The organism is Gracilibacillus thailandensis, assembly GCF_010994055.1.
GTDB lineage: Bacteria > Bacillota > Bacilli > Bacillales > Amphibacillaceae > Gracilibacillus > Gracilibacillus lacisalsi.
This window is the reverse complement of record NZ_WJID01000001.1, coordinates 198,404-225,075: the sequence shown is the minus strand read 5'-3', so window position 1 is coordinate 225,075 and position 26,672 is coordinate 198,404. Positions and strand designations below refer to the sequence as shown.

27 protein-coding genes, 1 pseudogene and 1 riboswitch are annotated in these 26,672 nt (G+C 37.1%); of the genes and pseudogenes, 11 read left to right on the top strand and 17 right to left on the bottom strand.

Going from position 1 to position 26,672, the window contains the following annotated elements:
• Positions 1-121: 121 nt before the first annotated feature.
• Together GH715_RS00995 and GH715_RS00990 are read left to right on the top strand one after the other, a co-directional pair.
• Positions 122-619 (top strand): GNAT family N-acetyltransferase, encoded by a 498-nt coding sequence (locus GH715_RS00995; protein ID WP_153833700.1) that lies wholly within the window; start codon positions 122-124, stop codon positions 617-619.
• A gap of 36 nt (positions 620-655) precedes the next feature.
• Positions 656-1,144, top strand: a complete 489-nt coding sequence (locus GH715_RS00990; RefSeq protein WP_153833701.1) for a GNAT family N-acetyltransferase — start codon at positions 656-658, stop codon at positions 1,142-1,144.
• Between the two features lie 221 nt (positions 1,145-1,365).
• On the opposite strand, the gene GH715_RS00985 is transcribed toward GH715_RS00990, so the two are convergent.
• The 6 genes from GH715_RS00985 to allC form a co-directional block, all read right to left on the bottom strand.
• The gene (locus GH715_RS00985; RefSeq protein ID WP_153833702.1) at positions 1,366-1,788 is read right to left on the bottom strand and encodes a VOC family protein; all 423 of its coding nucleotides are present in this window, start codon (positions 1,786-1,788) and stop codon (positions 1,366-1,368) included.
• Between the two features lie 335 nt (positions 1,789-2,123).
• A complete protein-coding gene (locus GH715_RS00980) occupies positions 2,124-3,077 on the bottom strand; it encodes an SDR family NAD(P)-dependent oxidoreductase (protein WP_153833703.1) in 954 nt (317 codons plus the stop codon).
• 97 nt (positions 3,078-3,174) lie between these two features.
• Entirely contained in the window at positions 3,175-3,783 is a 609-nt protein-coding gene (locus tag GH715_RS00975) for a TetR/AcrR family transcriptional regulator (protein WP_153833704.1), read from the bottom strand.
• 372 nt (positions 3,784-4,155) lie between these two features.
• Entirely contained in the window at positions 4,156-5,490 is a 1,335-nt protein-coding gene (gene allB / locus GH715_RS00970; RefSeq protein WP_153833705.1) for an allantoinase AllB, read from the bottom strand.
• A gap of 25 nt (positions 5,491-5,515) precedes the next feature.
• Positions 5,516-6,775 carry a pyridoxal-phosphate-dependent aminotransferase family protein gene (locus GH715_RS00965; RefSeq protein WP_153833706.1) on the bottom strand — a complete coding sequence of 420 codons (1,260 nt, stop codon included), beginning with the start codon at positions 6,773-6,775 and terminating at the stop codon, positions 5,516-5,518.
• 14 nt (positions 6,776-6,789) lie between these two features.
• Positions 6,790-8,046, bottom strand: a complete 1,257-nt coding sequence (gene allC / locus GH715_RS00960; protein WP_153833707.1) for an allantoate deiminase — start codon at positions 8,044-8,046, stop codon at positions 6,790-6,792.
• A 176-nt stretch (positions 8,047-8,222) separates the two neighbouring features.
• Between allC and GH715_RS00955 the strand changes: the two genes are divergently transcribed.
• The 4 genes from GH715_RS00955 to GH715_RS00940 all read left to right on the top strand — a co-directional run bounded on the left by GH715_RS00955 (position 8,223) and on the right by GH715_RS00940 (position 13,114).
• A complete protein-coding gene (locus GH715_RS00955; RefSeq protein WP_153833708.1) occupies positions 8,223-9,839 on the top strand; it encodes a PucR family transcriptional regulator in 1,617 nt (538 codons plus the stop codon).
• A 140-nt stretch (positions 9,840-9,979) separates the two neighbouring features.
• The gene (gene uraD, locus GH715_RS00950) at positions 9,980-10,474 is read left to right on the top strand and encodes a 2-oxo-4-hydroxy-4-carboxy-5-ureidoimidazoline decarboxylase (protein WP_153833709.1); all 495 of its coding nucleotides are present in this window, start codon (positions 9,980-9,982) and stop codon (positions 10,472-10,474) included.
• Positions 10,475-10,490: 16 nt separating this feature from the next.
• A complete protein-coding gene (gene uraH, locus GH715_RS00945; RefSeq protein ID WP_153833710.1) occupies positions 10,491-10,841 on the top strand; it encodes a hydroxyisourate hydrolase in 351 nt (116 codons plus the stop codon).
• Between the two features lie 239 nt (positions 10,842-11,080).
• On the top strand, positions 11,081-13,114 hold the full coding sequence (locus tag GH715_RS00940) for a catalase (RefSeq protein WP_163578374.1): 2,034 nt from the start codon (positions 11,081-11,083) through the stop codon (positions 13,112-13,114).
• A gap of 59 nt (positions 13,115-13,173) precedes the next feature.
• Here the strand turns inward: GH715_RS00940 and GH715_RS00935 are convergent, their stop codons facing one another.
• The 3 genes from GH715_RS00935 to GH715_RS00925 form a co-directional block, all read right to left on the bottom strand.
• Entirely contained in the window at positions 13,174-13,353 is a 180-nt protein-coding gene (locus GH715_RS00935) for a hypothetical protein (RefSeq protein ID WP_018931864.1), read from the bottom strand.
• Positions 13,354-13,660: 307 nt separating this feature from the next.
• Positions 13,661-14,527 carry an SDR family oxidoreductase gene (locus GH715_RS00930; RefSeq protein WP_153833711.1) on the bottom strand — a complete coding sequence of 289 codons (867 nt, stop codon included), beginning with the start codon at positions 14,525-14,527 and terminating at the stop codon, positions 13,661-13,663.
• Between the two features lie 13 nt (positions 14,528-14,540).
• Complete coding sequence (locus tag GH715_RS00925; protein ID WP_153833712.1) at positions 14,541-14,720, bottom strand: H-type small acid-soluble spore protein; 180 nt, start codon at positions 14,718-14,720, stop codon at positions 14,541-14,543.
• A gap of 290 nt (positions 14,721-15,010) precedes the next feature.
• On the opposite strand from GH715_RS00925, the gene GH715_RS00920 reads away from it, so the two are divergent.
• A complete protein-coding gene (locus tag GH715_RS00920; protein ID WP_153833713.1) occupies positions 15,011-16,132 on the top strand; it encodes a GGDEF domain-containing protein in 1,122 nt (373 codons plus the stop codon).
• Between the two features lie 50 nt (positions 16,133-16,182).
• Here the strand turns inward: GH715_RS00920 and GH715_RS00915 are convergent, their stop codons facing one another.
• Entirely contained in the window at positions 16,183-16,896 is a 714-nt protein-coding gene (locus GH715_RS00915; protein WP_153833714.1) for a DUF421 domain-containing protein, read from the bottom strand.
• A gap of 140 nt (positions 16,897-17,036) precedes the next feature.
• The gene (locus GH715_RS00910) at positions 17,037-17,765 is read right to left on the bottom strand and encodes a MerR family transcriptional regulator (protein ID WP_153833715.1); all 729 of its coding nucleotides are present in this window, start codon (positions 17,763-17,765) and stop codon (positions 17,037-17,039) included.
• A 120-nt stretch (positions 17,766-17,885) separates the two neighbouring features.
• Between GH715_RS00910 and GH715_RS00905 the strand changes: the two genes are divergently transcribed.
• Both GH715_RS00905 and GH715_RS00900 read left to right on the top strand, forming a co-directional pair.
• A complete protein-coding gene (locus GH715_RS00905) occupies positions 17,886-18,614 on the top strand; it encodes an EcsC family protein (protein ID WP_153833716.1) in 729 nt (242 codons plus the stop codon).
• A 95-nt stretch (positions 18,615-18,709) separates the two neighbouring features.
• Positions 18,710-19,432: a hypothetical protein gene (locus GH715_RS00900; RefSeq protein ID WP_153833717.1), complete on the top strand. Its 723-nt coding sequence runs from the start codon at positions 18,710-18,712 to the stop codon at positions 19,430-19,432.
• Positions 19,433-19,485: 53 nt separating this feature from the next.
• Here the strand turns inward: GH715_RS00900 and GH715_RS00895 are convergent.
• The 3 genes and pseudogenes from GH715_RS00895 to GH715_RS00885 form a co-directional block, all read right to left on the bottom strand.
• A pseudogene (locus GH715_RS00895) lies at positions 19,486-19,898 on the bottom strand (DUF4395 domain-containing protein).
• A gap of 99 nt (positions 19,899-19,997) precedes the next feature.
• Positions 19,998-21,164 (bottom strand): MFS transporter, encoded by a 1,167-nt coding sequence (locus GH715_RS00890; RefSeq protein WP_153833718.1) that lies wholly within the window; start codon positions 21,162-21,164, stop codon positions 19,998-20,000.
• Between the two features lie 60 nt (positions 21,165-21,224).
• Positions 21,225-21,932 carry an HAD family hydrolase gene (locus tag GH715_RS00885; RefSeq protein ID WP_153833719.1) on the bottom strand — a complete coding sequence of 236 codons (708 nt, stop codon included), beginning with the start codon at positions 21,930-21,932 and terminating at the stop codon, positions 21,225-21,227.
• Between the two features lie 177 nt (positions 21,933-22,109).
• Positions 22,110-22,191: riboswitch (ZMP/ZTP riboswitch) on the top strand.
• A gap of 54 nt (positions 22,192-22,245) precedes the next feature.
• Between GH715_RS00885 and serC the strand changes: the two genes are divergently transcribed.
• On the top strand, positions 22,246-23,325 hold the full coding sequence (gene serC / locus GH715_RS00880) for a 3-phosphoserine/phosphohydroxythreonine transaminase (protein WP_153833720.1): 1,080 nt from the start codon (positions 22,246-22,248) through the stop codon (positions 23,323-23,325).
• Positions 23,326-23,477: 152 nt separating this feature from the next.
• Positions 23,478-23,885, top strand: coding sequence for a preQ(1) synthase (gene queF / locus GH715_RS00875; RefSeq protein ID WP_153833721.1), 408 nt, complete (start codon positions 23,478-23,480; stop codon positions 23,883-23,885).
• A 43-nt stretch (positions 23,886-23,928) separates the two neighbouring features.
• On the opposite strand, the gene GH715_RS00870 is transcribed toward queF, so the two are convergent.
• The 3 genes from GH715_RS00870 to GH715_RS00860 form a co-directional block, all read right to left on the bottom strand.
• Complete coding sequence (locus tag GH715_RS00870) at positions 23,929-24,402, bottom strand: DinB family protein (RefSeq protein ID WP_163578373.1); 474 nt, start codon at positions 24,400-24,402, stop codon at positions 23,929-23,931.
• Between the two features lie 77 nt (positions 24,403-24,479).
• Positions 24,480-25,475: a FecCD family ABC transporter permease gene (locus tag GH715_RS00865; RefSeq protein ID WP_153833722.1), complete on the bottom strand. Its 996-nt coding sequence runs from the start codon at positions 25,473-25,475 to the stop codon at positions 24,480-24,482.
• On the bottom strand, positions 25,475-26,500 hold the full coding sequence (locus tag GH715_RS00860; protein WP_153833723.1) for a FecCD family ABC transporter permease: 1,026 nt from the start codon (positions 26,498-26,500) through the stop codon (positions 25,475-25,477). The genes GH715_RS00865 and GH715_RS00860 overlap by 1 nt, the downstream gene beginning before the upstream one ends.
• Positions 26,501-26,672: the final 172 nt, after the last annotated feature.

The following is a 26,672-nucleotide window of genomic DNA, read 5'->3' as shown; positions in this document are numbered from 1 at the left end:
GATTAGTAATTTTCATAGAAATAAGTTTTCATATTTTCTAAACAATGTTGCATGCTAGATTGATTGGATGCAACTATATATTAGCATCGCGACAGTTCATTGAAAAAAGGGGGATAAACTCTTGAATATCATCATTGAAAAAGCTAGAGAAGAACATGCAGAAGCAATTGCTAATATCTGTTCCACAGGTTGGAAACAAACGGTAGCGGGAAAGCTAAGCGAGGAATATCAAAAGAAAAATATCGCATTTTGGTATAATCATGAGCGTGTTAAAAAGGACATTACACAAGGAACTTATACTCATGTTGCATTAGATAATTCAAAGGTTGTTGGCGTTATCGGCGGTGGTATGACAAAACCAGACACAGGAGAAGTATTTGTGCTTTATGTAGATGAAAGCTATCGGTATAAAGGCATCGGAAAACAACTACTTACGGCGCTGACCAAGCAGCAAATAGAAAAAGGTGTATCGGAACAATGGGTATCAGTGCAAGAAGATAATTATAGGGCTATTCCGTTTTATGAAGCTAGAGGATTTGTCTACAGGGAGAAAAGGACTACAACTACTGAAACCGGGGAAAACCAAGTATCAATTAGGTATTTAAGAAAAGCGAAGTAAAAATCAGATTTCAAGGTGAAATTTATTGGGGGGAATATGAAAATTATCGAGTTGCAAGAAAGGAATAATCTTTTTGAAGAAGCACTTCAAGTATTTTGGAAACAATGGGGAAACGAGCATAACTATACGTTCTATGAAGATGCGATGGTTCACTCTTGCACAACTAAATCAGCTATTCCAAGATTCTATGTGGCTGTGAAAGAAGGGAATATCATAGGAACTTATGCATTAATTAGAAATGATTTGAATAGTCGCCAAGATTTGTGCCCCTGGCTCGCTTGCTTATATGTTGAAGAACAACATAGAGGCAACCAATTTGGATATAAGCTACTAGAACATGCCCTAGAGGAGACTGCTAAAAAGGGTTATAAGAACCTTTATCTATCAACAGACCTTGAAGGCTATTACGAAAAATATGGTTGGATAAATAGTGGCATAGTATATGGAGTAAGCGGTGAACATATCAAGTTGTATGAAAAAGAGACAGGCCAACGAAGCAAAAAAGCGCCCCTTCCAAGTAGGTAACGGGTTCGGTTTTGGAGTGCAAAACACAAAAAAAACATATGAAATAAACCCTTAATTGACAAGTGAATTGCACTACAAATCGCACAGCAATTGACATCAAAATTAACAGTTAAAATAACACAATAAAAAGGAGCTTGGTTAACAAGCTCCTTTTGTTATGAATTTAATGACCTCTTATTCAACTAACGCACCCGTTAATTGAAGATGAATTTATATAAAATTTATTCAGTAATTTCCCAAGCTGGATTCCAAACTACTTCCCACAAATGTCCGTCAGGGTCTTGGAAGTATCCAGAGTATCCTCCCCAAAAGGTATCGTGTGCTGGAACTGTTATAATCGCACCAGCTTTATCTGCCTGTTCCATTACCATATCAACCTCTTCTTTACTCCTAACATTATGACCAATTGTAAATTCAGTAGGGCTTTTTGGTGTCTGATTTATGCTTGTGTCATGAGCTATATCCCTACGATTCCAAATGGCAAGTTTTACGCCTGATTGTAAATCAAAAAACGCAACAGCACCATGCTCAAATTCTTGACCTATTATTCCTTCTGTTGATAGTCCAAGTCCTTCCTGATAGAACTTCAATGACCTTTCCAAATCATCTACACCCAATGTTATAACTGAAATTCGTGGTTTCATCTAATGCCTCCTAAATAATTTACTCTGTCATTTTAATAAATCGGGGTTAACAAATCGAATATTTATTGAATTAAACTGCCTCGTTAGTACAATTGCATAGCAAAATTTTAACATTAACTTTCATTCAATTCATCCTTCAGGAGTGGATAAATAGTCAGACTAGAAATCATTAAAGTAATTAAGGATGGATCCAGTTCTTTTGGCACTAACCGCCTCTCCTGTTTCGCCCTCGTATCCTCAACGTAAGATGAAGAAACTTCTTTCTATGTTACTTGAAAGTAGAATTATTAATAGAAGAGGTCGTTCATCACAAACGCCCTCTTCTTTTATATTATCTAAATATTCTCATTTAAACCAAGAATATCGGAACTCCAGCTCCATAGCTCTTTAGCACGATCAATGTCATAAGATTCCTTGGAAGAGGCTATTTTTTTTGGTCCATCAAAGTATTGTCCACTACTTGAAAAACGCTGATTCAATATTAAATTTGCAAGATCAGTTCCAGATTGTTGCGTGGTCCGTATACTGGAACGAAAGAAACGCATTAGTGGTAGTACATTATTCCACATGAATTTAAGTATAGGATTGTAATCTCTAGATAAACTAGATCCCCTTCCAGGCATCATTCCTGGATTAAATGCTTTTACAGTAATTAATCGATTGGCTTTCTCAATACGTCGAGCTAGTTCGTAGCTAAAATAGAGATTACATAGCTTCGAGGTTGTATAACGCGTTTGCCCCCTATTAAGAGATGAAAGGTTTGCTAATGATTCATCCGATTTTTGTGGATTAGCCATAATACTAGGGTGGAGATAAATTGGTGCAGGCATACCTGTTTTCATAAGTGGATCATGGGTATCACTGCTTACAACAACTATAGAACCACGATCTTGAATCTGGTTAAGTAATAATCTTACAAGTAAAAAATGACCAAGATGATTAACTCCAAATGTCGCTTCTATTCCATCAACTGTAGCCTGAGTTCCTTGTACAAATTGAACACCTGCATTACAAATAATGGAATGCAAAGGTGGAAGATCAGCTTCATTGAATTGATGAACAAAATGATGTATGGATGAGAACGAGGCTAAATCCACTACCATTCCTGAGATATGTTGATTCCCTGTTGTTTGAATCAATTCTTGGGCAGCAGTATTTACCCTTTCTTTATTACGCGAAGCCAAAATTATGTGCCAATCATTATTAGCTTTTGCAATCACTTTAGCACATTCATACCCTAATCCAGTATTCCCTCCAGTTATAATCACAGTCTTTTTTTCTTTACTCATAAAATTTTCCTCCTTATTAATACTTATATATAATACGATACAGTATCGTATCGTATTATGTCAATAAAATAACCTCGCTTTAAATGCAAGGTTAAAATTATTTTTCTTTTATCCCGTTCAAAATCATATCAATTCCAGCCCTTAAATGAGGTTGTAAATCTGTTGTAGATGGCTTGAGTAAAAGTTGATAAATAATAAAACCAATTAAAAATTCGGAAACTAGATCTAAATTTACTTCTTTACGAATATTCTCTTCCTCAAGATATTTTTGAAGCAGATTTGAAATTTCCTTTGTTTTAGGCAGTGAATGCTTTTCCCAATAAGATTCGGAAATCTGTGAATTACTTGATAATGTTGACATTAGTAGGGAGAGCATTTGTTTACCAAGAGGGTTATTCATTTGCTCTGTGAAGTTTCGAGAGAGTTCAAATAAGACATCCTCTAACTTCCCTTTTATAGAGATATTAAATTCTGGTTTCAACTGTTCCAGTGCAGCAAGAATTAACTCATCTTTATTTTTCCATCTCCGATAAATAGAACTCTTACCTACTCCAGCTTTCGTAGCAATAGTTTCCATACTAATTTTTTCAACACCAACTTCTGCAAGAAGAGTTAGTGTTGCATCAAGAATACGTTTATCAACATCACTACTTCTTGGTCTTCCCCGTTGGAATGTGTTTTCAGAATTACCACTATTAGAATTCAATAGTACTTACCTTCTTTCGTAATGCATAATGAGACATTATACCATAAGTTACTTATAGATACATTCTTAGCGATATTCCTTTAACTTCAAGATTAATATTGTTTCTTCAACTAACCTTCCCCGTTAGTTGAAGAACTTAACTTTCTGAATCTTATATTTAACATTTTAACATAAAATTTCCAAATCTTCTTCGTATATTCTGTATGAATGAATTCGTTGCATTATCATTCACATTAATCATTAGCGCAGCACATATGTCATAGCAGTAAATATAAAAGACCAAATCATATGTGATTTGGGCTGCTAAATAGACTGTTATTTGTAATTTTGTACTCCAAAACCGAACCCGTTACCAAGTAGGTGGGGATCTCTTTAGCAAGAAGTTGTTCTAACTTTCGACTCATCAAAAACAACATTACCACGATTGTATGTCCTCAACACACTACAAGGAAAACAATGATCCTCATATAAGCTGTGTTTATGTTTCGCATAATAATTATATGGTGAGACGATTGTCTCTTTATCTAAAGAAATAATCGCAAAATCAGCGTCATAACCAATGTCAATTTTCCCTTTTCCATCTAATGAGAATCTTTTTGTTGGATTTAAAGCGGTCCAATCCGCGATTATTTCCAAGGGAATATTGTGTTTTTTGACAAGTTCCAACATGGAAAGTAAGGTGAATTGGCCACCGCTAATTCCTCCCCAAGCACTAAAAATATTGTGAGTGACAGGATCCTTCAGCGCAAAAGGGGCTGGGGAATGATCAGAAGCAATGATGTCAAATTCGTTGTCACACAACAGTTGGATTAGCTGTTTTCGTTCTTTTTCCAAGCGTAACGGTGGTGAACATTTAGCAACAGCACCTTTTGTTTGTAAGGCCAAATGGGAATATAATAAATAATGAGGACAGGTCTCAACGGTTACATCGATCCCTTTTCGTTTTGCTTCACGAATCTTTTCGACAGCCTGTGGACTACTGATATGAACAAAATGTAAAGGACAGCCTGTTACTTCTGCATAAGTAAGAGCTTTATGTACAGCTTCTACTTCTGCAACTATTGGTCTTGCTGCTAAATAGTCATCTGCGGATAACTTTTGTTGAGCGATTTTTTCAGCAGTCAGGAAATTTGTGATCGTTCTACTTTCGGCGTGAAGTGCCAGTATTTTATCTAAGCGGGCTATTTCTTTCATGCCTTGAATAAGCGTATCATCATCTACAGCTGAAAATTCTTCGTTTCCAGAATCAGAAATAAAAGCTTTAAACCCTACTACGCCTGCTGAGGCAAGGTTGGATAAATCTTCTATGTTACCGGGAACAAGACCTCCCCATAGGTAGTGATCTATAACTGATTTCTTTTTGGCTAGCTCATTTTTTTCTTGAAAGGCACGAAGGTTAGTCGTTGATGGTATTCCGTTTAACGGCATATCGAAATAGGAAGTATAGCCACCAGCAGCTAACATATAAGAGCCAGTTGTGAATCCTTCCCAATCCTCACGTCCGGGCTCATTGAAATGTACATGAACATCGATTGCTCCGGGAAATATATACAGACCTTGGGCATCATCCACTTGTGTAGCTGGTAGATTGATTTGATCATCAATCGCAATAATTTTTCCAGCTTTTACTCCTATATCTTTCGTTTTTACACCATCAGGGAAGACAACTTTTCCATTTTTGATCACTAAATCTAATTGATTGCTCATAGAAACTCCTCACTTTTCGAAAGAATTAGACAACTGATACAGACGGTTGGATATTTTGTGTGTAAAAATCTAATGCAGCTGTTGTTGCTTTGCCCGGCTTGATATCTGCATGATGATATAATAGAGTAGCTTCCAATGCACCGAGAACAAATAAAACATTTTCTTTACGACAACTATAGCCCATCGTACCAATCCGCCATATTTTACCTTCTAACGGTCCAAAAGATTTGGCGATTTCGATACCGAATTGCTGCAAAAGCATGGAGCGAACCAATTCAGAATCTATCCCAGTTGGAACCTTAATACATGTAACAGTAGGCAGTTTCGCTGATCGATCTCCGAATAATTCCAATCCCATAGCTTCAATGCCAGTAATTAATGCTTGCTCATGAAATAGATGTCTATTAAATCGTTGTTCCAATCCTTCTTCAAGGATAATACGCAAACCTTCACGGAGGGCATATAACATCGAGGTTGCTTCGGTATGATGATTTAACCTGCGTGGGCTCCAGTAATCCTGTAACATACTAATATCTAGATAATTACTTTGTATAAAAGACAGACTTCTATTAAGTTCTCGTTGTTTATCTTCGTTGGTTGAAATCCCTAACTCTACTTTTTTTCGTTGCTGAACAATGTCTTCCACTCGATCATTATACGTAATTGGAGCCATTCCAGCAGGTACTGATAAACATTTCTGAGTACCACCAATGACTGCATCGATCATCCATTCATCTACCTTGATGTTGACCCCACCAATTGATGCGACCGCGTCTACAATCATAAGCGTACCCGCTTTTCGGCAAGCTGGACCAATTTTATCAAGAGGTTGCATACAACCTGTTGAGGTCTCGCCATGTACAAGTGCTAGAATTTTCGGTTCCACTTTATCTATCTCATCAATAATGTCCTGTTGATCAAATACTTCTCCCCATGCACATTCAATTGTGTGAACATCAGCCCCATATCGTTCGCAGATTTCTGTCAGCAAGTACCCGAACCTGCCGAAAATCGGGATCAAAACCTTATCACCTTTCTCAATGATACTGCATAATAATGCTTCAATCCCTGATCTTGAGGTTCCATCAACTGGAAAGGCCCATTTGTTGTTTGTTTGGAAAACTTCGCGCAGCATTTCCATTACTTCATTCATGATATTCGTAAAGGCTGGGTCAAATTGACCGACAATAGGAGTACTCATGGAACGTAATACTCTAGGATCAACTTCGACAGGTCCTGGAGTCATAATCGTTCGCATTGGTGTATTTAAGTCCGTATACTTCATATTGCAACCCTCCCTTAGGTGTAGGCTAATTCATATAAGTAATTGATTAATACATGGACACCATTCTCTAAGTCTTCTTTTTTGGTAAATTCCATAGGTGAATGGCTGATTCCTTTTTGACTTGGTACAAAAAGTAAAGCAGTTGGACAAAATTCTCCAAACACTTGCGCATCGTGTCCCGCACCACTCACAAGAGAACGAACAGAAATATTATGTTGGATTGCAACTTTCTTGGATAACAGGGTCAGCTTTGGATCCATCGCTACTGGTTTTACTTTCATCCAAGGATGGATGTCAATGGGCATATCAAGTTCTTCAGAAATGGACGTAAAGTATTGAATTAGATCGTCACAATATTGATCTAACAACGGATCGTTATAATGACGAACATCGAGTGAAAATTCAACTTCACCAGCAATGACATTTGGTACATTTGGTTTCGCATTTATTTTTCCAACTGTAACGACAAGGTCTTTATCTAGACGTTTCGCTTTCTCTGTCAGATAATAAATATATTGAGATGCTAGACTTATAGCATCTTTCCGGTATGGCATAGGGGTTGTTCCTGCATGATTGCTTTCACCTTTGATACAAATGGTAAACCTTCTTTGACCAACAATGTAGTCGACAGCCCCTATCGATGTGTTACTGTAATCTAATACCAACCCTTGTTCTACATGCATTTCAATAAATGCATCAATATCCTTTCTTTGAGGTGAGCGGTATTTAGCGGGGTCAAAACCTGCTTTTTTCATGGCTGTCGCTAAGGAAATCCCCTCCGTATCTTTTATACTTAATGCATCCTTCAAGGTATACTTTCCTGTTATATTTCCTGACCCCCAAAATGTAAGTGGAAATCGGCTACCTTCTTCTTCGCATAAGGAAACAATTTCAATAGTTTTATGTGGGCGACCATATTTTTGATACAATATTTTGGTAGCTAAAAAACTAGCGATAATTCCAAAAACACCGTCATATTTTCCACCGTCTATTACTGTATCAATATGAGAACCAGTTAGTATCGTCTTATCTTTTTGCTTTGTTCCTTCTAATCTTCCAAATAGATTACCAACACTGTCAAAGTATGCAGTAAAGCCATTAGCCTTTATCATATTCTTTAATGCCAGTTGAGCTTCAAGCCAGGCTTCTGAGTAAAGTAAACGATTGGCACCACCAGTATCGGATTGACCGAATGAAGCTAACCAGTTTACTAATGTTTCCACATCTCTTATTTGAAATAGATCAGTTTTTTTTTCTGTTATCAAATCCATGCACCTCAATCCTACTTTGCGTTATCCGTTTAAGTTATACCTAAGTTTACCAATTGCATTCCAAGTGTTCATTAGCAATATTGTCATATTTATTAACAGTTGTTGTGCAAATCCACTAAAGGTCGTGTCATAATTATTTCAAACATCTAAAATAAAAAAGAAGGGAAGAGTTTTACATGAGAGTGTCTGAGTTAATTAATGTACCGTCCTTAGAAGGATGTAAAATAATTGCTGGAGATGAAGGATTGGATCGCGAAGTGCAATATGTCAACATGATGGATGCACCGGATATTGCAAAATTCTTGAAACCGAATGAATTGCTAGTAACTACGGCTTATCACATGAAAGATCATCCAGAATTATTAGGGAAATTAGTGAAGCAAATGCACGAACAGGGATGTGCAGCATTAGGCATCAAAACAAAAAGGTTCTTATCAGAAATTCCTCAACAAGTACTTCAATTAGCAAAAGCTTTTTCATTTCCGATTATCGAAATTCCCGTTCAAAGTTCTCTTGGTGATATTGTCAACCAAACATTAAGCAAAATATTGGATAAACGAACTAACGAATTGATATCCGCTATTGATATTCACCGACAATTTTCCAACCACATGATGAGTGGGAAAGGAATTGAAAGTCTATTGAAAAATTTATCGAAAATGGTTCAATATCCTGTTATTCTATTAGATCCATACTTAAAGCCGATTGCTTCTTCCATTTATAACAGGCAAGCAGCCAATATTGTAGAAAAACTCTATGTTAAAGATATTGTGTCATATTTTCCAGATATCAAATTTTTTAGTTTCTCGACTATTCACGATCAACAATCGTATTCTGTCTTTGCAGTATATACTCATAATCGGAAGGCTGGTTATCTTGTAATACTTGGAGAAATAATACCAAGTGATCATGCGACAACATTAACAATAGAACAGGCAACTAATGTTATTTCCTTCGAATTGGTTAAAGAGAATGCGTTAACACAGTATTCTAGACGGGTAAAGAATGAGTTCTTTTATAATTTTACGGAAGGAATGTTTACTTCAGATGAAGAAGTCATCAACCGAGCAAAAGAGTTTTCGATCGAAAATAATACTAATTATATCTGTGCCACAGGTAAATTGGAACAAAGGAACAGAATGATTGGCAGTTATACACAAAGTCAGCGAGAAATTGATGAAATGTATGAATATATTGAGGATGAACTGATCAGTTTTTCATTATCTACTCATTTATTTACGAGAGGTGATAAATGTATTTTTTTATTTGAGAAGGCTCATTATGATGAGGAAGTCCATAACTATATTATTTCATCTTTAGAACTGATTCAAGAAAAGGTGCAATCTAAATTTGCTTGTACCATTTCATTTGGTGTAGGAAATCTTGCTAGAAATTTTCTGAACGTAAAAAATAGTTTTAAAGAAGCAATGGATGCCTTAGAGACTGGACGTATGGCAGGGAAAGTTGGATTTATTCAGAGTTATAAGACAAAAGATGTTATAGAGTTGCTTCGAATTATTCCGGAGGAGGATTTACTGGAGTTCTATCAAAATATATTACATCCATTAGTCCGAATGGAAGAAGATGATGATACATTGCTTCAAACAGTATTTGTGTATCTAGAAACACATAGCCAGATCTCAGAAACAGCTAAACGTCTATTCGTACACAGAAATACAGTAGTTTATCGATTAGAAAAATGTGAGGAGATTCTTGGTCGAAGCCTGAGTGATCCAGACGTAACGATTCAAATTAGACTTGCACTCAGAATTAAGAAGGTGTTAGATCTTTAACCGTATACCGTGATTAATAATCTTGCTCAGAATTATCGAAAATGCTAATTAGATAGGAACTTTTTGTATATCTTGCATCATGACATGTTCAGTCTTTCACTTTACAATAAAAGTAATTACTGTAATGAGGTGGCGTCGTGATGAGAATAGAAGATTTGAATGCCATGAGTAAGGAAGAGTTTGTAGAAACCTTAGGTTCAGTTTTTGAACAATCCCCTTGGATAGCTATCAAAGCAGTAGAAGACAGACCATATGATTCGGTAGAGGATTTACATCAACGAATGGTCGAAATCGTACGTGACTCGACGAGAGAAGAAAAGCTGGAGTTGATTCGATCACACCCTAATTTAGGAGAACGTTTAAAAATGAGTGATGATTCTGTAAAAGAGCAGCAAGGAGCAGGTCTGCAAAGTTTAGATGAGCTAGAATACAAAAAATTCCAAACACTTAATTACCAATATAGTACGAAGTTTGAGTTTCCCTTTATCATAGCTGTAAAAGGGAGGACAAAGGAAGAAATTTTTAATTATATGTGTGAGCGAATCTTAAAAGATCCAGCCATTGAATTTGAACAGGCGTTAAAAGAGATATATCAAATTGCCCGGTTCCGCTTAGAGGAACAAATTATAATGTAAAGGAGTTATAAAAAAGATGGCGATAACTACTCATGTTTTAGATTTAACCTATGGAAAACCGGGAAGTCATATAAAAATTGATTTGTATCAGATAACTAAAAATGGAAAGAAGTACTTGAAAACAGTGGTGACCAACCGGGATGGTAGAGTTGATGGGGCATTGCTTACGAGAGAAGAAGTAACAACAGGAGAATACGAATTCCTGTTTCATATTGGAGAGTATTTTCGTGTTCAAGGCATAGAACAACAAGAGCCCTATTTTCTCGAATTTGTCCCTGTACGATTCGGAGTACAAAATCTAGAATCCCACTATCATATACCATTACTTATTTCCCCATGGGGTTATCAAGTATATAGAGGAAGTTAGAGAAGACTAGAGCAAAAGTGCTTTAGTCCATTTTTTTGAGGATTTCTCGAACAACTTGATGAGCTAAATATCTAAAATAATCCGGTGAATTATTAACTAATCAATAAATTTTGAAGTGGTGTGGCTGGTGATGCCATATAAGACAAAGACCTTATGTATCTTGAATTTTTTAGCTTTTATTATCAGGGGAAGAGGTTTTCTGTAAAGAGTTCTCATCAATTCCACAAGGAGGATTTAGAGTGAAGAGTGATAACAATAAGCAGGAACAGTTAGAACAATTCACAAGAGATGACCGTGGCAAAAAGATGACAACAAATCAAGGTGTAAAAGTTCATGACGATGAATTCTCCATTAAGGCTGGTGAACGTGGTCCAACCTTAATGGAGGATTTTCATTTCAGGGAGAAAATGACACACTTTGACCATGAACGAATTCCCGAAAGAATCGTACATGCAAGAGGATTTGCTGCTCATGGGGAATTCCAGGTGTATGACTCTATGAAAGAATTTACAAAAGCTGATTTTTTACAGGATCCTTCCAAAAAAACTCCTGTATTTGTAAGGTTTTCAACTGTAGCAGGTAGTAAAGGATCGGGAGAATTAGCGCGTGATGCACGAGGATTTGCGACTAAATTTTATACAGAAGAGGGAAACTATGATTTGGTCGGAAACAACATACCTGTTTTTTTCATTCAAGATGCGATGAAGTTTCCAGATTTAATACATGCCGTAAAGCCTGAACCACATAATGAAATGCCACAAGCAGCTTCTGCTCACGATACATTCTGGGATTTTGTGGCTAATAACCAAGAATCAGCTCATATGGTAATGTGGACAATGTCAGACCGTGCGATTCCAAGAAGCTTCCGAATGATGGAGGGTTTTGGTGTGCATACATTCCGCTTTGTCAATGAAGAGGGAAGATCCCATTTTGTTAAATTTCACTGGAAACCAGTATTAGGTACGCATTCTGTAGTCTGGGATGAAGCGCAAAAAATAAACGGTAAAGATCCAGACTTTCATCGACGTGATCTATGGGAATCCATTGAAAATGGAGACTACCCTGAATATGAGTTAGGGGTTCAAATGATACCGGAAGAAGATGAGTTTAATTTTGACTATGATATATTAGATCCAACCAAGTTGTGGCCGGAAGAAGACGTGCCCGTAAAGATTATCGGGAAAATGACATTGAATCGAAATGTTGATAATGTATTTGCTGAAACGGAACAAGTCGCATTTCATCCTGGTCATGTTGTTCCGGGAATTGATTTTACCAATGATCCATTGTTACAAGGGCGTTTGTTTTCTTATACAGATACACAATTGATTCGTTTAGGTGGCCCTAATTTCCACGAAATACCAATTAACCGTCCGGTATGTCCGTTTCATAATAACCAACGCGATGGATATGGTAGACAAACAATTAACCAGGGATCAGTCAGCTACCACAACAACTCATTGGCTCGGAATACACCAGAAACATCAACAGAGCTAGAAGGTGGCTATAAGCATTACGAAGAAAAAGTAGATGGATATAAAATACGCGCCCGAAGCAAGAGCTTTAAGGATCATTTTTCACAAGCAACTTTATTTTGGAATAGTATGAGTGACGCTGAAAAACAACATATGATTGATGCGTTTAGTTTTGAATTAGGGAAAGTAGAAAGTAAATCTGTTCAGAAGCAGGTTGTCGAGATGTTTTCCAATGTAAGTACAGAACTATCACAGAATGTTGCAAAAGCAATAGGTGTTAAACTTCCTGAGCTGAAAGAGACTAATCTGAAGAAATCTTCACCAGCTCTTAGCCAAGAAAACACTGTAAAATCAGTGGCAACAAGAAAAGTAGCTGTGATTATTGGTGAAGGATTTGATGAAACAGAATTAAAGGAAATACTTGGTAAACTGAAAAAACAGAAGATTAAAATAGAATTTATTAGTAATCAGTTAGGATCCATAAAAGGTAAAAATGGTGAAACAATTGAAGTTCATCATACTTTTTTAACAGCAGATTCAGTATTATTTGATGCTGTTTTAATCGCTGGAGGTAACAAAGAAAAGAAAGATTTTTATAAGAAAGCAACTTTATTTGTACATGAAGCTTACTCTCATTTCAAACCGATTGGTGCTATTAAAATCGGAGAGAATCTTTTAGGTGTCGATGATATGAAAGATAGTCCAGGAGTTGTTCTAAGTAAGCATTCATCTGACTTTTCCAAGGATTTGATCAATGCTATAGCAGCACACAGACATTGGAACAGAGACGTGGTTTGAAATTATAAAGTGAAAGCCCAAGGTAGCATTCAATTTACCTTGGGCTTTGTTTTTTATGTCTATACTTTTGATTTTAGTCTTTCAAATAAGCCTATTTTTCCACTTCCTTGACATGTTGAGCAAGCCATTTCTCCTTCACCAGCACAAGTTTCGCATTTGTGAATACCATAATCAATTCCTTCACCTGAACATTCCGGACAACGAATTAGCCCTTCACCATTACAACTTTTACACCTCATACAGAATTCCTCCTTAATTTTTTTGGAGCAATAACTATTTAGGGTAGTTGATACTGGTTGTGAGATGCTTTTTATTAAGCTCCACTCGTTTAAATAATAACATATCCAATAATACCTGTGTAAGATTTTGAGGATTCCTCCGATAGTTATCTTACAAATTCATCTATATGAATATGTTAACTATCAAATACCACTAAATTAAAGTTTTAATCTTGAATAAGAGAAATTTAAACTATTGTAATGAAATTGTAATACAAGTAAATTTAGAAAGCTGAAACACCTTAATGAAGTGTTTCAGCTTTCTCTGTTAAGAGGATGTCCATGAACCACCATTGATATGAATGGCTTGTCCTGTCATATAAGAGTTATCGTCTGAAGCAAGCATGACATATGGCCAAGCATGTTCTGACGGTTGACCTGGTCGTCCCATTAACCCGTCCTGCCCGAAGTTTTCAACCTGCTCCTCATCAAAAGAAGAAGGAATTAGCGGTGTCCAAACCGGTCCTGGCGCTACTGAGTTAGCTCTTATACCTTTCTTGGCAAGGCTTTGGGCAATACTTCTTGTAAAAGCAGTAATGGCTCCTTTTGTAGCTGAGTAGTCCATTAATATGCCATTTCCTTTATAAGCATTAATAGAGGAAGTGTTTATAATACAATCTCCAGTGTTCATATGACGAACCGCTGCTTTTGTTAAATAAAATTGTGAAAAGAAGTTTGTTTTAAATACTTCTTCCAATTGTTCATTCGAGATATCTTCCACGTTTTCACTTACATATTGTATTGCAGCATTGTTTATTAGAATATTGAGTTGACCAAAGGCTTCAACCGTTTCTTTTACTAACGTTTCGCAATGCTCTGGTTCTTTTATATCACCAGGTAGTAGGATACATTGAACGCCTTCTTTTTCTACTAGTTTCTTTGTTTCTTGAGCATCTTCATGTTCATCTAAATAGGAAATAGCCACATTAGCGCCTTCTTTTGCATAGGTGATTGAAACTGCTCTGCCAATGCCGCTATCACCACCAGTAATCAATGCTGATTTACCAGATAATTTACCAGATCCGGTATAATTTAATGGCTGATGTGGTAATGGCTCCATTAAATATTCCAAACCCGGCTGCTTTGTTTGTTTTTGCCTCGGTGTGCCTTCTTTTTGCATATTACTTGGTAACATAATCTACCTCCATTTATTTCTCGACTAAATTGGTAACATCTACTTCAAAATGTCCTTCTTCATGTTTGGTATATCTCACTAGAGCCTTTTGCGTTTCATCATTGACATCCTCAATATAAACATATTTACCATTATAGACGACATCTTTCATAACCGGATCATCTTTAATTTCTTTTGCTCTCATTACATTCATGGAATATAACCTCCTTTAAAGTTTAGTTGCCTCTATTTGACGATAACCTTTAGAAAACTTAACTAAACATAAATGGTGAATTTGAAAACTGATTGTAATGTCTATATTGATCAATGGAAAAAGATGTGTTTTAATTAGGTCTTGAGTCAGAGGGGTGTTTTGCTGGAAAGTTTGTAGGTATTGTTAGGCAGTCTTCCAAAAAATCTTAACTATTTGAAAATAATGGGTGAATAGTCCTAATAATCTGTGTATAATAGAATTAACTGGGGTATGACAAAGGTGGGTAAAGAATGGTAGGCACTAGACCGACACGCTTAAATAATAAGCTGTGGACAAAGAAAATCCTTTATATCTATTGGTTAATGGTGATAATGGCATTTTTAGGCCAAATAATGGGCTTATGTGTAACCATTTATTATCACCCTGATTATATCAGTTATTTTATTATACATAGAATGATCATCCCTTCCTCTATTCAAGTTGGGATTTTATGGACTATGCATTATTTAATGAATCATAAACAAATATACAGTTCAAAACTATTAACGATTTCCGGAACAGTTGTGGCACTCGTAACCATTGTTAGCCATCCTGAAGTGAATGGATTACAAATTCTTTTTTTATTATCGATGGCAGTTGTTTTAATTTACTTTGACAAAAAGAAACTTCGCTTTAGTTTAATGGTTAATTTAGTCGCTTTAACCTCTCTAATTGCAATACCATCCATAAGAGAAGCAATTACTTTCTATGAGTATTTCTCCTATCATTTCGTACTATTGGCTGGCTACATGACCTATCTCATCATTATTGAAAGAGGAAATGAAGTGTTCCAATTCCTACAGCGGGCAGCAGAAAAAGAAAAAGAATTAATTGTAAAAAGTGCTATGATGGAGCGATTATCAAAGGTTGATGCGTTAACAGGTCTTTATAATCATAAGACATTCCATGAATATTTAGATTTTTTGTATGAACAAAGTGTTTCCCAAGGAATGCCACTACAACTAGCTTTACTTGATATTGATAATTTCAAAATGATTAATGATTTTTATGGTCATAGTAATGGCGATTTAGTGTTGAAACGAGTGGCAGATGCAATATCAGAACAGGTGACGGAAGATGATATTGTGGCACGTTATGGTGGGGAGGAGTTTGCCATTCTTCTTACAAATAAAAGCTTAGAACAAGCATATGAAATGGTTGAAAGTCTTCGCTTGTACATAGCTAATCAATACCATGAAGAATTAGACGAAAATATTACTGTAAGTATCGGGTTGAAAAATTTAACAGCAGATATTTCAAAAGAGCTCTTCTTTCAACAAGCAGATGAATTACTGTACAAAGCAAAACGAAATGGCAAAAATCAAGTCATGTATGAACAAGAGGAACAGCAGTTAGTTGTACAAAAGAATTAAAAGATGTCTATGTGAAACATCAACAAAAGCCCACTAGGTGATGTGGGCTTTTAATGTTGAATGGGAGGTATCTCGTTAAACTGATCTTCATAAGTCGAAATTTCAATTTCATTTAAGAGGTTTATGGAGGCAAAAAACACATCTTTTGGATTTGTTATACCTTTGTTTCGGAGTTCTGCTTGCAGCCACTCTTCATTAAGATTTCTTGCTTCTAACACTTTACTATGAATGACTCCCTCCACTATAACTGGATAGGAAATTTTAGAGGGTGGTTGGTTAATTTGTAAATCTTCAGCAGTTACAGGATTTTTCTCTGGTTTTTTTAACACACTTAATGAACCATTTGCCTCGATAATCGCAATTTCAACCTCATTGACATCAAAAACACCTTTATCTCTTAGCATTTGTAATATGTTATCGATGGAAAAGCCGGTATCCTTTAGATTTCGTTGAAGAAATGTACCCTCATATACCACGATGGTTGGTTCAAATGTTATTAATCTGCCAACCTGTCTGTTCGCAAGTTTGACATAGGATACGATTTTTTGTAAAAGGCCAATCAAAATCACAGCGATGATAGTAGGGAAATGATCAATGTTTGGATCGGCAATGTCTGCTCCGACAACAGAGGCTAATGTAATGATTACTAGGAAATCAAATACAGGAAGCTCTCCAATTGCCCTTTTTCCCATGAAGAGAGTGACGATGAGTAGTAAAGGGAGTATGGTAAGCACTCTGCCAACGATAATCAGAAGATCAGACATATACAAACACCTCAAATAAGTAAGATTTAAGGTTATCTTTTCCATGCTTTATCAATAAATACATGTTGTAGAATGCAAAAACAGAGTAAACACCAAATAAGTGTTTACTCTGTTAGATCAGAATGGATTGGATGTTTAGCTTATTTTTGCTTGTCTGCGAATTCGGTCATAGCTTTGCTCATAAATTGAGCTAGACCTTCACCAAATTGATCGATATTTTTGGTGAAACGTTGATCTTGAACATACATCTGGCCCAATCCTTCAAAAGCTTCAGGTGTATAGGTAGTGAAATGGTTATTTAAGAAATCATACCACTTCTTAATAGTTTGCTGTGCTTCTTTTGAAGTGGGATCTAAATGGCGGATATCCGCTAAGTCTTTGTAGATCTGATTCATTTCATCTTGCAGTTCCTTCGTCATACTTTTTACTTGTTGATTTGCTTCATCTACTTTTTTATCTCCCCAGCGTTTTCTTGCCTCTTCTTCATAGGGATTGTGGCTGAAATCAAAGCCTTGAAACTTTTCCTCTTGACTCATGTGGTAAACTCCTTTCTCATTCTCAATCGTTTTTTCAATGGTTTCGAGCATAGTTGTAATATTTTTTTGTTTATCCAATAACATATTTCGTTGCATCTCTAGTGCTTCTAATCGGTTATAATGTGAACTAGACATGATCTCTTTGATTTTCTTTAAAGGAAAATCTAATGCTCGAAAAAATAAAATTTGTTGAAGGGTTGCCAGATCTTCATCGGAATAGATCCGATAGCCATTTTCCGCGGATTTAGTTGGCGATAATAGTCCGATTTCATCATAATGATGTAAGGTGCGCACACTTACACCAGTTAATGCAGCGACTTCTTTCACTTGCATACTGATCACCCTTTCAAGTAAAGCTTAAGCTATAACGTAACGGGAGGGTCAAGAGGTTTTTGAAACTTTTTGAGCATCTGTGCGTATGAATGACTAAGAATAAAAATGGAGAGATGCGACATGAATCAATATGAACAACAAGCATACCAAGAAATGCTTGATTGGGAATTAAAAATTTTAAAGAAAAAAAGTACCTTTCAACAATTATCGAAAAAAGCCCAAAATAAAATCAACAGTTATATACCGGAGAAAGCACATCAAATCATGACAGAAGCGATTAAGCATATGGTTCAAACAACATTGGTTGGTTCAGATTTTACCACAAGAAAGAGCCAGGATTCTGGGATTTTGTTAGAGGATAAGGAAAAATTAATGCAACAGAAACTAGAGAACTACCGCAAGACCGCTATGATTGAAGGTGCCGGAACTGGAGCAGGTGGTATCTTTTTAGGTTTGGCGGATTTTCCACTATTACTATCCATTAAGATGAAATTTTTATTTGAAGTAGCAACAATTTATGGCTTTGATACATCGAATTATGAGGAAAGGCTGTTTATCTTACATGTATTTCAACTAGCTTTTTCCAATGATGATAAAAGGAGAGAGGTATATCATTTGATTAAGCATTGGGAGGAAGAGAAAGACCGCTTGGCAGATATGGATTGGCGTGTCTTTCAGCAGGAATACCGAGACTACATCGACCTCGTTAAATTGCTGCAAATGGTACCAGGTTTAGGAGCAATCGTTGGAGCTTACGCCAATTATAATCTTCTCGATCAACTCGGGCAAACCGCTAAAAATAGTTATCGGCTGAGAGTGTTGGATGGAAATGGGGTAGAGGAGATATAATCAACTCTACCTTTTTATATTTTTTGCAGGAATTTGCAAGATTACCTCGAATAATATATGTGTGCATAAAAATATTAAAAGAGAGGATTGATGAAATGCCTGATAAAAATGAAAAAGATGGCATCCAGTTTTCACAATCGCGAGCAAGGACTGTTAAGTTCCGGCATAACAAAGGAATGTCAGAAGAACTTCGGGGAGAATTACTAACGAATGTTTATCTGAAGTTTGTGAAATACGCGTATGAAAAATATTTGCCAGACCTTATCCCAGCTTTCGAAGAATTTGCTAATGATTATCATGTCCCCTTCCATAAACAAGATCCTATTATAGAAAATTTATTTTGGTGGCGCCTCGCCTATGAAGTAAAGTTAAATCCTTCCTTTAATTGTTTCCAAGACTTTGTCAATGAAAATAAGCGATACTTTCAAAAATGGCCCATTTTAAGATCATGGTTTCAGGAGTGGCGAACGGTAATGCCAAAATATTACTTTATCGGTAATCAATTTGGTGCAAATGCCTTTGTTGCAGTCGATATTGAGACAGAGAAAACATTAGAAATTTTCCTTCCACTACCCACATTTCCTGCTCCAAAGCCAGGTTCCATCGCAGTTAGTACGTTACTACCCTTTTGTGATTCTTTATATTTCCCGATTGGATTGTTTTATCAATTTGATATGAGTGCTAGAGAAGATGTTGCCCAACATTTAAGACATTACCAGGAACAACTCTATGATGAAGAAGATCGTTATGAGGTCTTTATGAGGATATTCTCTTCGTTGCTTCAGGTAGAAGAAATATCTTTGTACAACAGGCAATGAGAAATAAGCATGCCATCTTATATTGCAAGCATGCTTGGATGAAAAACAGACAGCTAACCTTGTCTCTCTGACCTGCTTCTATGTTTCCACATCATGTACCGGTAACGGACCGTACACCCAATGCAGTATCCAGCAAGGGCGAGCCCAGATGCTATAGCAACCATTATGCTGAAGGTGTAAGCTAGCCAGTTGATCTGCAGGATGAAGAATAATAACGATAAGCCGATACAAATTGTAGCAATCCACTGATTGAAAAGTTGTTGTGCTTTATCTTCAGGTGGATAAGAACTGGCTGGCTTCTTTAAAAAGTTTTTTCCTATATTATTGGATTGTTTTTCGTTATTAATGTAAGTACACCGGTGATAAAGGGCAGTATGAGAATGACTGGGTGAACGAACAATCCTAACAAAGCCGTGATCAGTATAAATGCTTGATTCATTTGGACAAGTGGTTTTGGGATAGACATTTGAATCCCTCCTTACTATAACTCTTATTATACATTTAATTGGACTCAAGTTGAATACAAAAAAAGCATGTAATCCTTTCAGATAACATGCTTTCCGTATTATGCGTGTCCTTCTAGAGCATTTGTACGATTCATATAAAGATAATAAATGCCTAAAGCAAGAACGGATAAAATGATTCCAGATACGTATGGCATAAAAATTGCAATGCCGTACAACATTCCGCCAAGTGGTGGTCCAATAATTCGACCTAAAGAATCGAAGGACGATAACAGACCAGTAACTTGTCCATAGCCAGATGTTGCTTTTTTTGTTAATAAGGAAGATACACTTGGGCGAATCAATCCATTTCCTAAACCGAAAACTGTTAGAAATATTGCTGCGGTAAGGAAATCCTGTACAAATAAAATAAGGGTGAAACCGACAGCAGAGCCTATGATACCGATTTGAATAACCTTTCCTTCGCCTAATCTTTTCGTCATTTGACCAACTAAACCGCCCTGAACAATTGCGCCTGCCAACCCCATAATCATAAAGATATAGCCAAGTTCTACAGTGCCAAGACCGGCGCGGTCATATGCGAAGTAGGCAAATGTCGCTTCAAGCCCTGCTAGCGATATGGATACAAACCACTGCAAAATAAAAAGATTCGCATTTGGTGATTTGAATGCTTCCAGTAAGGATGGACGCTTTTTCTCCTGAGAAGCGCCTTTTTCCGTTAAGGATTCTTTTAACACAACTGCAACTAGTAAAAAGGTGATTAAGGAAGATATCCCGGATAAATAAAACGGAATAGCTAAATTGCCAGAAGAAAAGACTCCTCCGATTGCAGGTCCGAAGATGAAACCAAGCCCTACAGCTGCACCGATAATTCCCATTCCTTTTCCACGATCTTCTTCACTCGTTATATCTGCCACATATGCTGTTACAGTCGGCATGTTGGCAGCGGATAATAAGCCACCGATAATACGGGCAGCAAATAACATCCATAATTGAGTTGCTAAAGCAAGTAAGAAAAAGGATAAGGCTAAACCGGCGATTCCAATCATTAATACCGGCTTGCGTCCAATTCTATCAGAAATTCTCCCCCACATCGGGGCAAACAAAAATTGCATGACAGAATAAGTTGCCATTAATAAACCTAACTCAAATGGTGATGCGCCAAGTTCCTCTGCATAGAAAGGCAAGACAGGAATAATAATCCCAAATCCAACCATCACAAAGAACATGACGGCAAACAATATACCTAATACTTTTTTTGAATTCAACAATCTCACTCCAAAAATGAAAGCCACCAATCATGATGTTTCACGATATTTTACACGCTTTTAATTTTGCCACTGACTGGCAATTGTTAAAATGTCATCTGGCCTTTCCACGATATAATCAGGCTTTATATCCTGTTGTGGTACTTTTCGTTTTCGATGGTTCATCCAAACGGTTTTCCAACCTGCTCGTTTTGCGCCATAGATGTCATTTTCAAATGAATCGCCTATATACAGTGTTTTTTGTTTATTTAAATGTAGTTTTCTTTCAATATGTTCAAAGACTTCAATACTCGGTTTCGAGTGCCCGATATCTCCTGAGACAAAAATATGTTCAGCAGGAATCCAGTTGGTGAGTTGCAGTTGCTTGACTTTCATCATCTGGTGATTAAGCTCACCATTGGTTAAAACTGCTAACTGTTTATCTTGCTCGCACAATTGGTCTAACAGTTGTCTCATGGGCTCCAATAATTGTATGTTTCTCTGTTCCGCCAAATAAACCTCTTGAAACCGAATCGCTTGCTCATAACTAAGCTTTATTCCAAAATCTTCACAGGCTTTCGTAATGCGATAGGTTTGTAATTCAAGTACAGTGATTTCGCCGTTCATATATGGTTCGAAGACCTCATCACTATACTTTCTACTGGCTTTATATAAAGGTCCGATTTCGGACTCAGTGAAAGATGTGCTTAATTGTTGATAAACAGCATTACGAAAAGATTGTAACTGGTCGTATAATGTGTCATCGACATCAAAGATAATTGTCTGCATGTTATCATTCCTAGCGTTTTTTCTCCTTTAGCCATTTTATCACACTTTTCAAACGGAAACTGTTACGATTTTCTTACTTATTTTTTGTTAGAGAATTTAGCTAAGTATTATTTTGAAAATTTACGAAAAATTTAATTGAAAAATTGTGTGAATATTGTTATAATTTTCACAAAGTTAAAGGCTGCGTGTAACTGGCGAGGGTGCGGATCAACCGCAAGGGAGCACGTAGTATCGATAGCCGCTCGCCTGGGCAAAGGTAAGGAATTATTCCTTACCTCTTTCTATTTAATTTTAATTAGGAGTGTGGTTAAAGATGAAACGAGTACACAATTTCTCAGCAGGGCCTTCCATGTTACCATTAGAAGTTTTAGAAAAAGCACAAGCGGAATTACCAAATTACCAAGACTCTGGCATGTCTGTGATGGAATTAAGTCACCGATCAGGTCTTTTTACCGATATTATTACCGAAGCAGAGAAGCTTTTGCGTGAATTAATGAATATCCCTGACAATTACAAAGTACTGTTTGTCCAAGGTGGTGCTTCTCAGCAATTTGCTGCAGTTCCATTGAATTTAAAGAAAAATGGTAAGGCAGATTATGTGAATACTGGTTCTTGGTCTAAAAAAGCAATGAAAGAAGCGAAGAAATTCATTGACGTAAAAGAGATTGCCTCTTCTGAGGACGAGAACTTCACTTATATTCCTGAAGTTAGTACAAGCACCATTGATCCAGAAGCGGATTATGTGCATATTACAACCAATAACACGATTGAAGGTACAGCATTCCGCAAGATTCCTAATACTGGTAATGTGCCATTAGTTGCGGATATGTCTTCTAATATTTTATCTGAAGAGATCGATGTTTCTAAATTTGGCGTAATCTATGCTGGTGCACAAAAAAATATCGGTCCTGCTGGTTTGACTGTCGTGATCGTTCGTGATGATTTAATCGGCAACGCTTCTGAACAATGTCCAACCATGCTGGATTATCAGACACATAGTGAGAGTGGCTCACTTTATAATACACCACCTACATTTGGCGTTTATATAGCAAAGCTTGTTTTCGAATGGTTGAAAGAACTAGGTGGGTTAAAAGAAATGCAAGCTCGTAATGAAAAAAAAGCGGGATTACTTTATGATTATATTGCCCAATCTGATTTTTACCGTTCACCAGTAAAAGAAGATAGTCGTTCACTTATGAACATTCCTTTTGTCATTCCAGATCATGACCTAGATGCTGCATTTATTAAAGCAGCACAAGCTGAGGGGCTAGAAACGTTGAAAGGCCATCGTTCTGTAGGTGGTATGCGTGCAAGTATTTATAATGCGATGCCTGTACAAGGTGTAGAAGATTTGATTACTTTTATGCAAAAATTTGAAAAAGAACATCAGTAAAAGTAAATTGCTATAGCGTAGTAGAGATTCCTCCAAGAATTAGATGGGAATGGTCAGATTGGCAATTCCCATAAGTTCTGCTATAATGCTTCTTTAGACTAATTTAAGCAGTTCGCAACCATCCTGCTTTAACAAAACTAGGAGGAATCTAAATGTCAGAGAATTATTACTTACCAAGGTCAGGTCCAATGCCTAGACCAAGTAGCGTCGAAGAAGGAAAAGAAGTTTTAAAACAAGAAGCATTTGATGCACCAAATGTACAAAATATAACGTTTCGCGCCTTAGAATTTACTGCGGTTTGTCCGAAGACAGGTCAGCCAGATTTCGGAAAGGTGGAAATTTCCTATACACCACGTCACAAGTGTATAGAGTCAAAATCGATGAAATTTTATTTGTGGTCTTTCCGTGATCACGGTGCTTTTTGTGAATCATTAGCAGCTCAAATAGCGGATGATATAGTGTGGGCGATCGAACCTGCCTCAGTAAAAGTTACCGTTTATCAGACAGCGCGCGGTGGAATTGAGTTAACAACAGAAGCACATAGAGAATATACAGAATAAATATAAAACAAGCACTTAAGATAGGTCTTAAGTGCTTGTTTTACTAGTTACTTTCTTCTTTGGTAGGCCCCATTACACCAGGCACCTTTAATCCTGCTTGGCGAAGCAGTACCGTCATTTGCCCGCGATGGTGTGTTTGATGATCAATTAACGTACGCAGCATAGCGCCACGAGTCGTTTTATTGCCGAAGCTTTCGATTTCTTCGGCTAATTGCTCATCTGTTAAAAGTTCAGCTTCTTTTTGTACATCATCTACTATTGTCTTATATGCTTGGACAATCGTTTCAGCTTTTGTTGGAACTTCACTTGGGTTCCCGGAAGCTTTCACGTTTAAACCGACAATTCCCGCGAAAAAGGCAGGAGCTGTTGCTAAATGCCAGCCTATCCAGCCAAGTGTACTGTGTCCCTCTACAATGGCTTGGTCCAGTTTCTCATCTGTTAATGATTCGAGTACTTGGATAGTACCTTGTGCCCCATTGTTCCAATCAGTAATAAAATCATCTACTTTACGATACACCGTTCATCAACTCCTGTTTAATAGTACGTACTACATTAAAAATAACAAATTATCTCTCATTTTTCATTTAATAACGATTAAGATTTCATTAAAAGGTAGACGAAATAACTGCCACCTATCAGGGAAACGATTAACCCAACAGGTATTTCAGAAGGTGCAAGGATATTTCGACCTAATGTATCCGCTACGAGTAATACCAGTGCCCCTAATAATGCAGAAGTAATCAACATATGTTTATGTCGTGCTCCGACTAATTTTCGTGCCAGATGTGGAATAACTAAACCGAGAAATGCGATTGCTCCTCCAACAGCAACACTGGCACCGGCAAGCGCTACAGCAATAAAAAGTAACAGTAACCTTTCTCTTTCCACATGTGTTCCAAGACCTTGTGCGGTTTCATCACCAAGGTGTAACGTATCTAATGTTCCTGCTTTATAAAAGGTAATTGGCAGAAGAATTAGAATCCATGGTAATAAGGCGAGAGTATACGTCCAATCCGTTCCTGCGATATTACCCGATAGCCAAATCTGTGCCTGCGTAAAATTATTCGGGTCCATTTTCAATTGAAAGACAATAATTAAAGCCGAAAAAGCAGCATTAATACCAATACCAACTAATATCAATCGAATTGGAGAGACACCATTTTTCCAGGAGATCAAATAAATTAATATCGCAGCTAGCACCGCTCCTGCAAGTGCAGCTAATGGAAGTATAAATACTTGGGAGGTTGTACTTCCTTGTGATAAATAGATAAATAATACAACAGCAAAACCTGCCCCGCTATTAATACCTAAAATACCCGGATCGGCTAATTCATTATGGGTTACTCCTTGTAAAATCGCTCCGGATATTGCCATGCCAGCCCCAATTAGAAGTGCAATCACCATTCGTGGCAAACGAAAATCAAATAAGACAAGTTCATTCTGGTCACTGCCTTGCCCTATTAATGTTTTCCATACATCTAAAGGGCCGATTGTCATTGTTCCGGTGTTAAGTGAAATTAATAGGGTTACCATAATCGCAAGGAGAAGCCCGCTCACTAATAATACTGTTTTTCTTTTTGGTGATACCATTACAATCCTCTCCCTTCACGTCTAGCAAGATAGAGGAAGAAGGGAACCCCTACTAATGCAGTCATTGTTCCTACTGGTGTTTCGAATGGAGGATTGACCATGCGTGAAGCAGTGTCAGCAAGGACAAGTAATAGAGCTCCTAAGACAGCTGCTGCCGGAATAATCCAGCGATAATTCACTCCGACAAGAAAACGGGTAATGTGTGGAATGACAAGGCCGATAAATCCAATCGTTCCTGCGACAGCAACAGCGGCTCCTGTTAATAACAGCACAACCATCATTGCCGTAATCTTTAGAATAGCCGTTCGTTGTCCAAGCCCTTTCGCAACATCTTCCCCTAAATTTAATACAGTAATCGATTTGGCTAGTAGAAGAGCGATAATCAGTCCGATAATAACAATTGGTGCCAGTAATTTAACATGAATCCATTGAACACTAGCCACACCACCTGCATACCAGAAGCTCATATCCTTCGCAATATTAAAATGAATTGCAATTCCTGAAGAAAGTGTACTTAACATCGATGTCACAGCGGTCCCAGCCAATGCTAATTTTACAGGGGTAAGCCCACTTTTCGAAATAGAACCTACACCAAAGACAATACCAGCACCTAATCCAGCACCGGCGAATGCCCAGATCATCATAGCTAAAGAGGTAACTTGTGGCGTGATCGCCATGGCAACAGCGATCATAAAACTAGCACCAGCGGTAACTCCCATAATAGAAGGGGATGCCAAGGCATTCCTAGTCATTCCTTGCATAATCGCACCTGAGACTGCAAGTGCTGCACCAATTAGGGCAGCAGCTAATCCACGTGGGAGCCGTAAATTACGGATAATTTGATGCGCCGTTTCATTTGGATCAAATTGTGTTAGTGCTTTCCAAGTTGTTGGTAGATCAACTTCTGCCGCACCATATATAATGGAAAGTACTAATGAGAGTAGTAGTATAATAAAACCACCGATTATGACGGAAAATGCCATTAGTGGTCGGGAAGTTCGTTTGTTGTTTCCTGAAAAAGACATGCGTAAGATGCTCCTTAATAAACTTGAGAACTATTATCATTCTAGTATAAGGGAAAAAACAAGAGATTGGTAGTATCGTTATTTTTAATTTGCCAAAAAATAATACTTGTAAGTGAAAATGAAAATTGTTATCATTTAAAAGAATAAATCGTGTTACATAGCATAAGGAGGA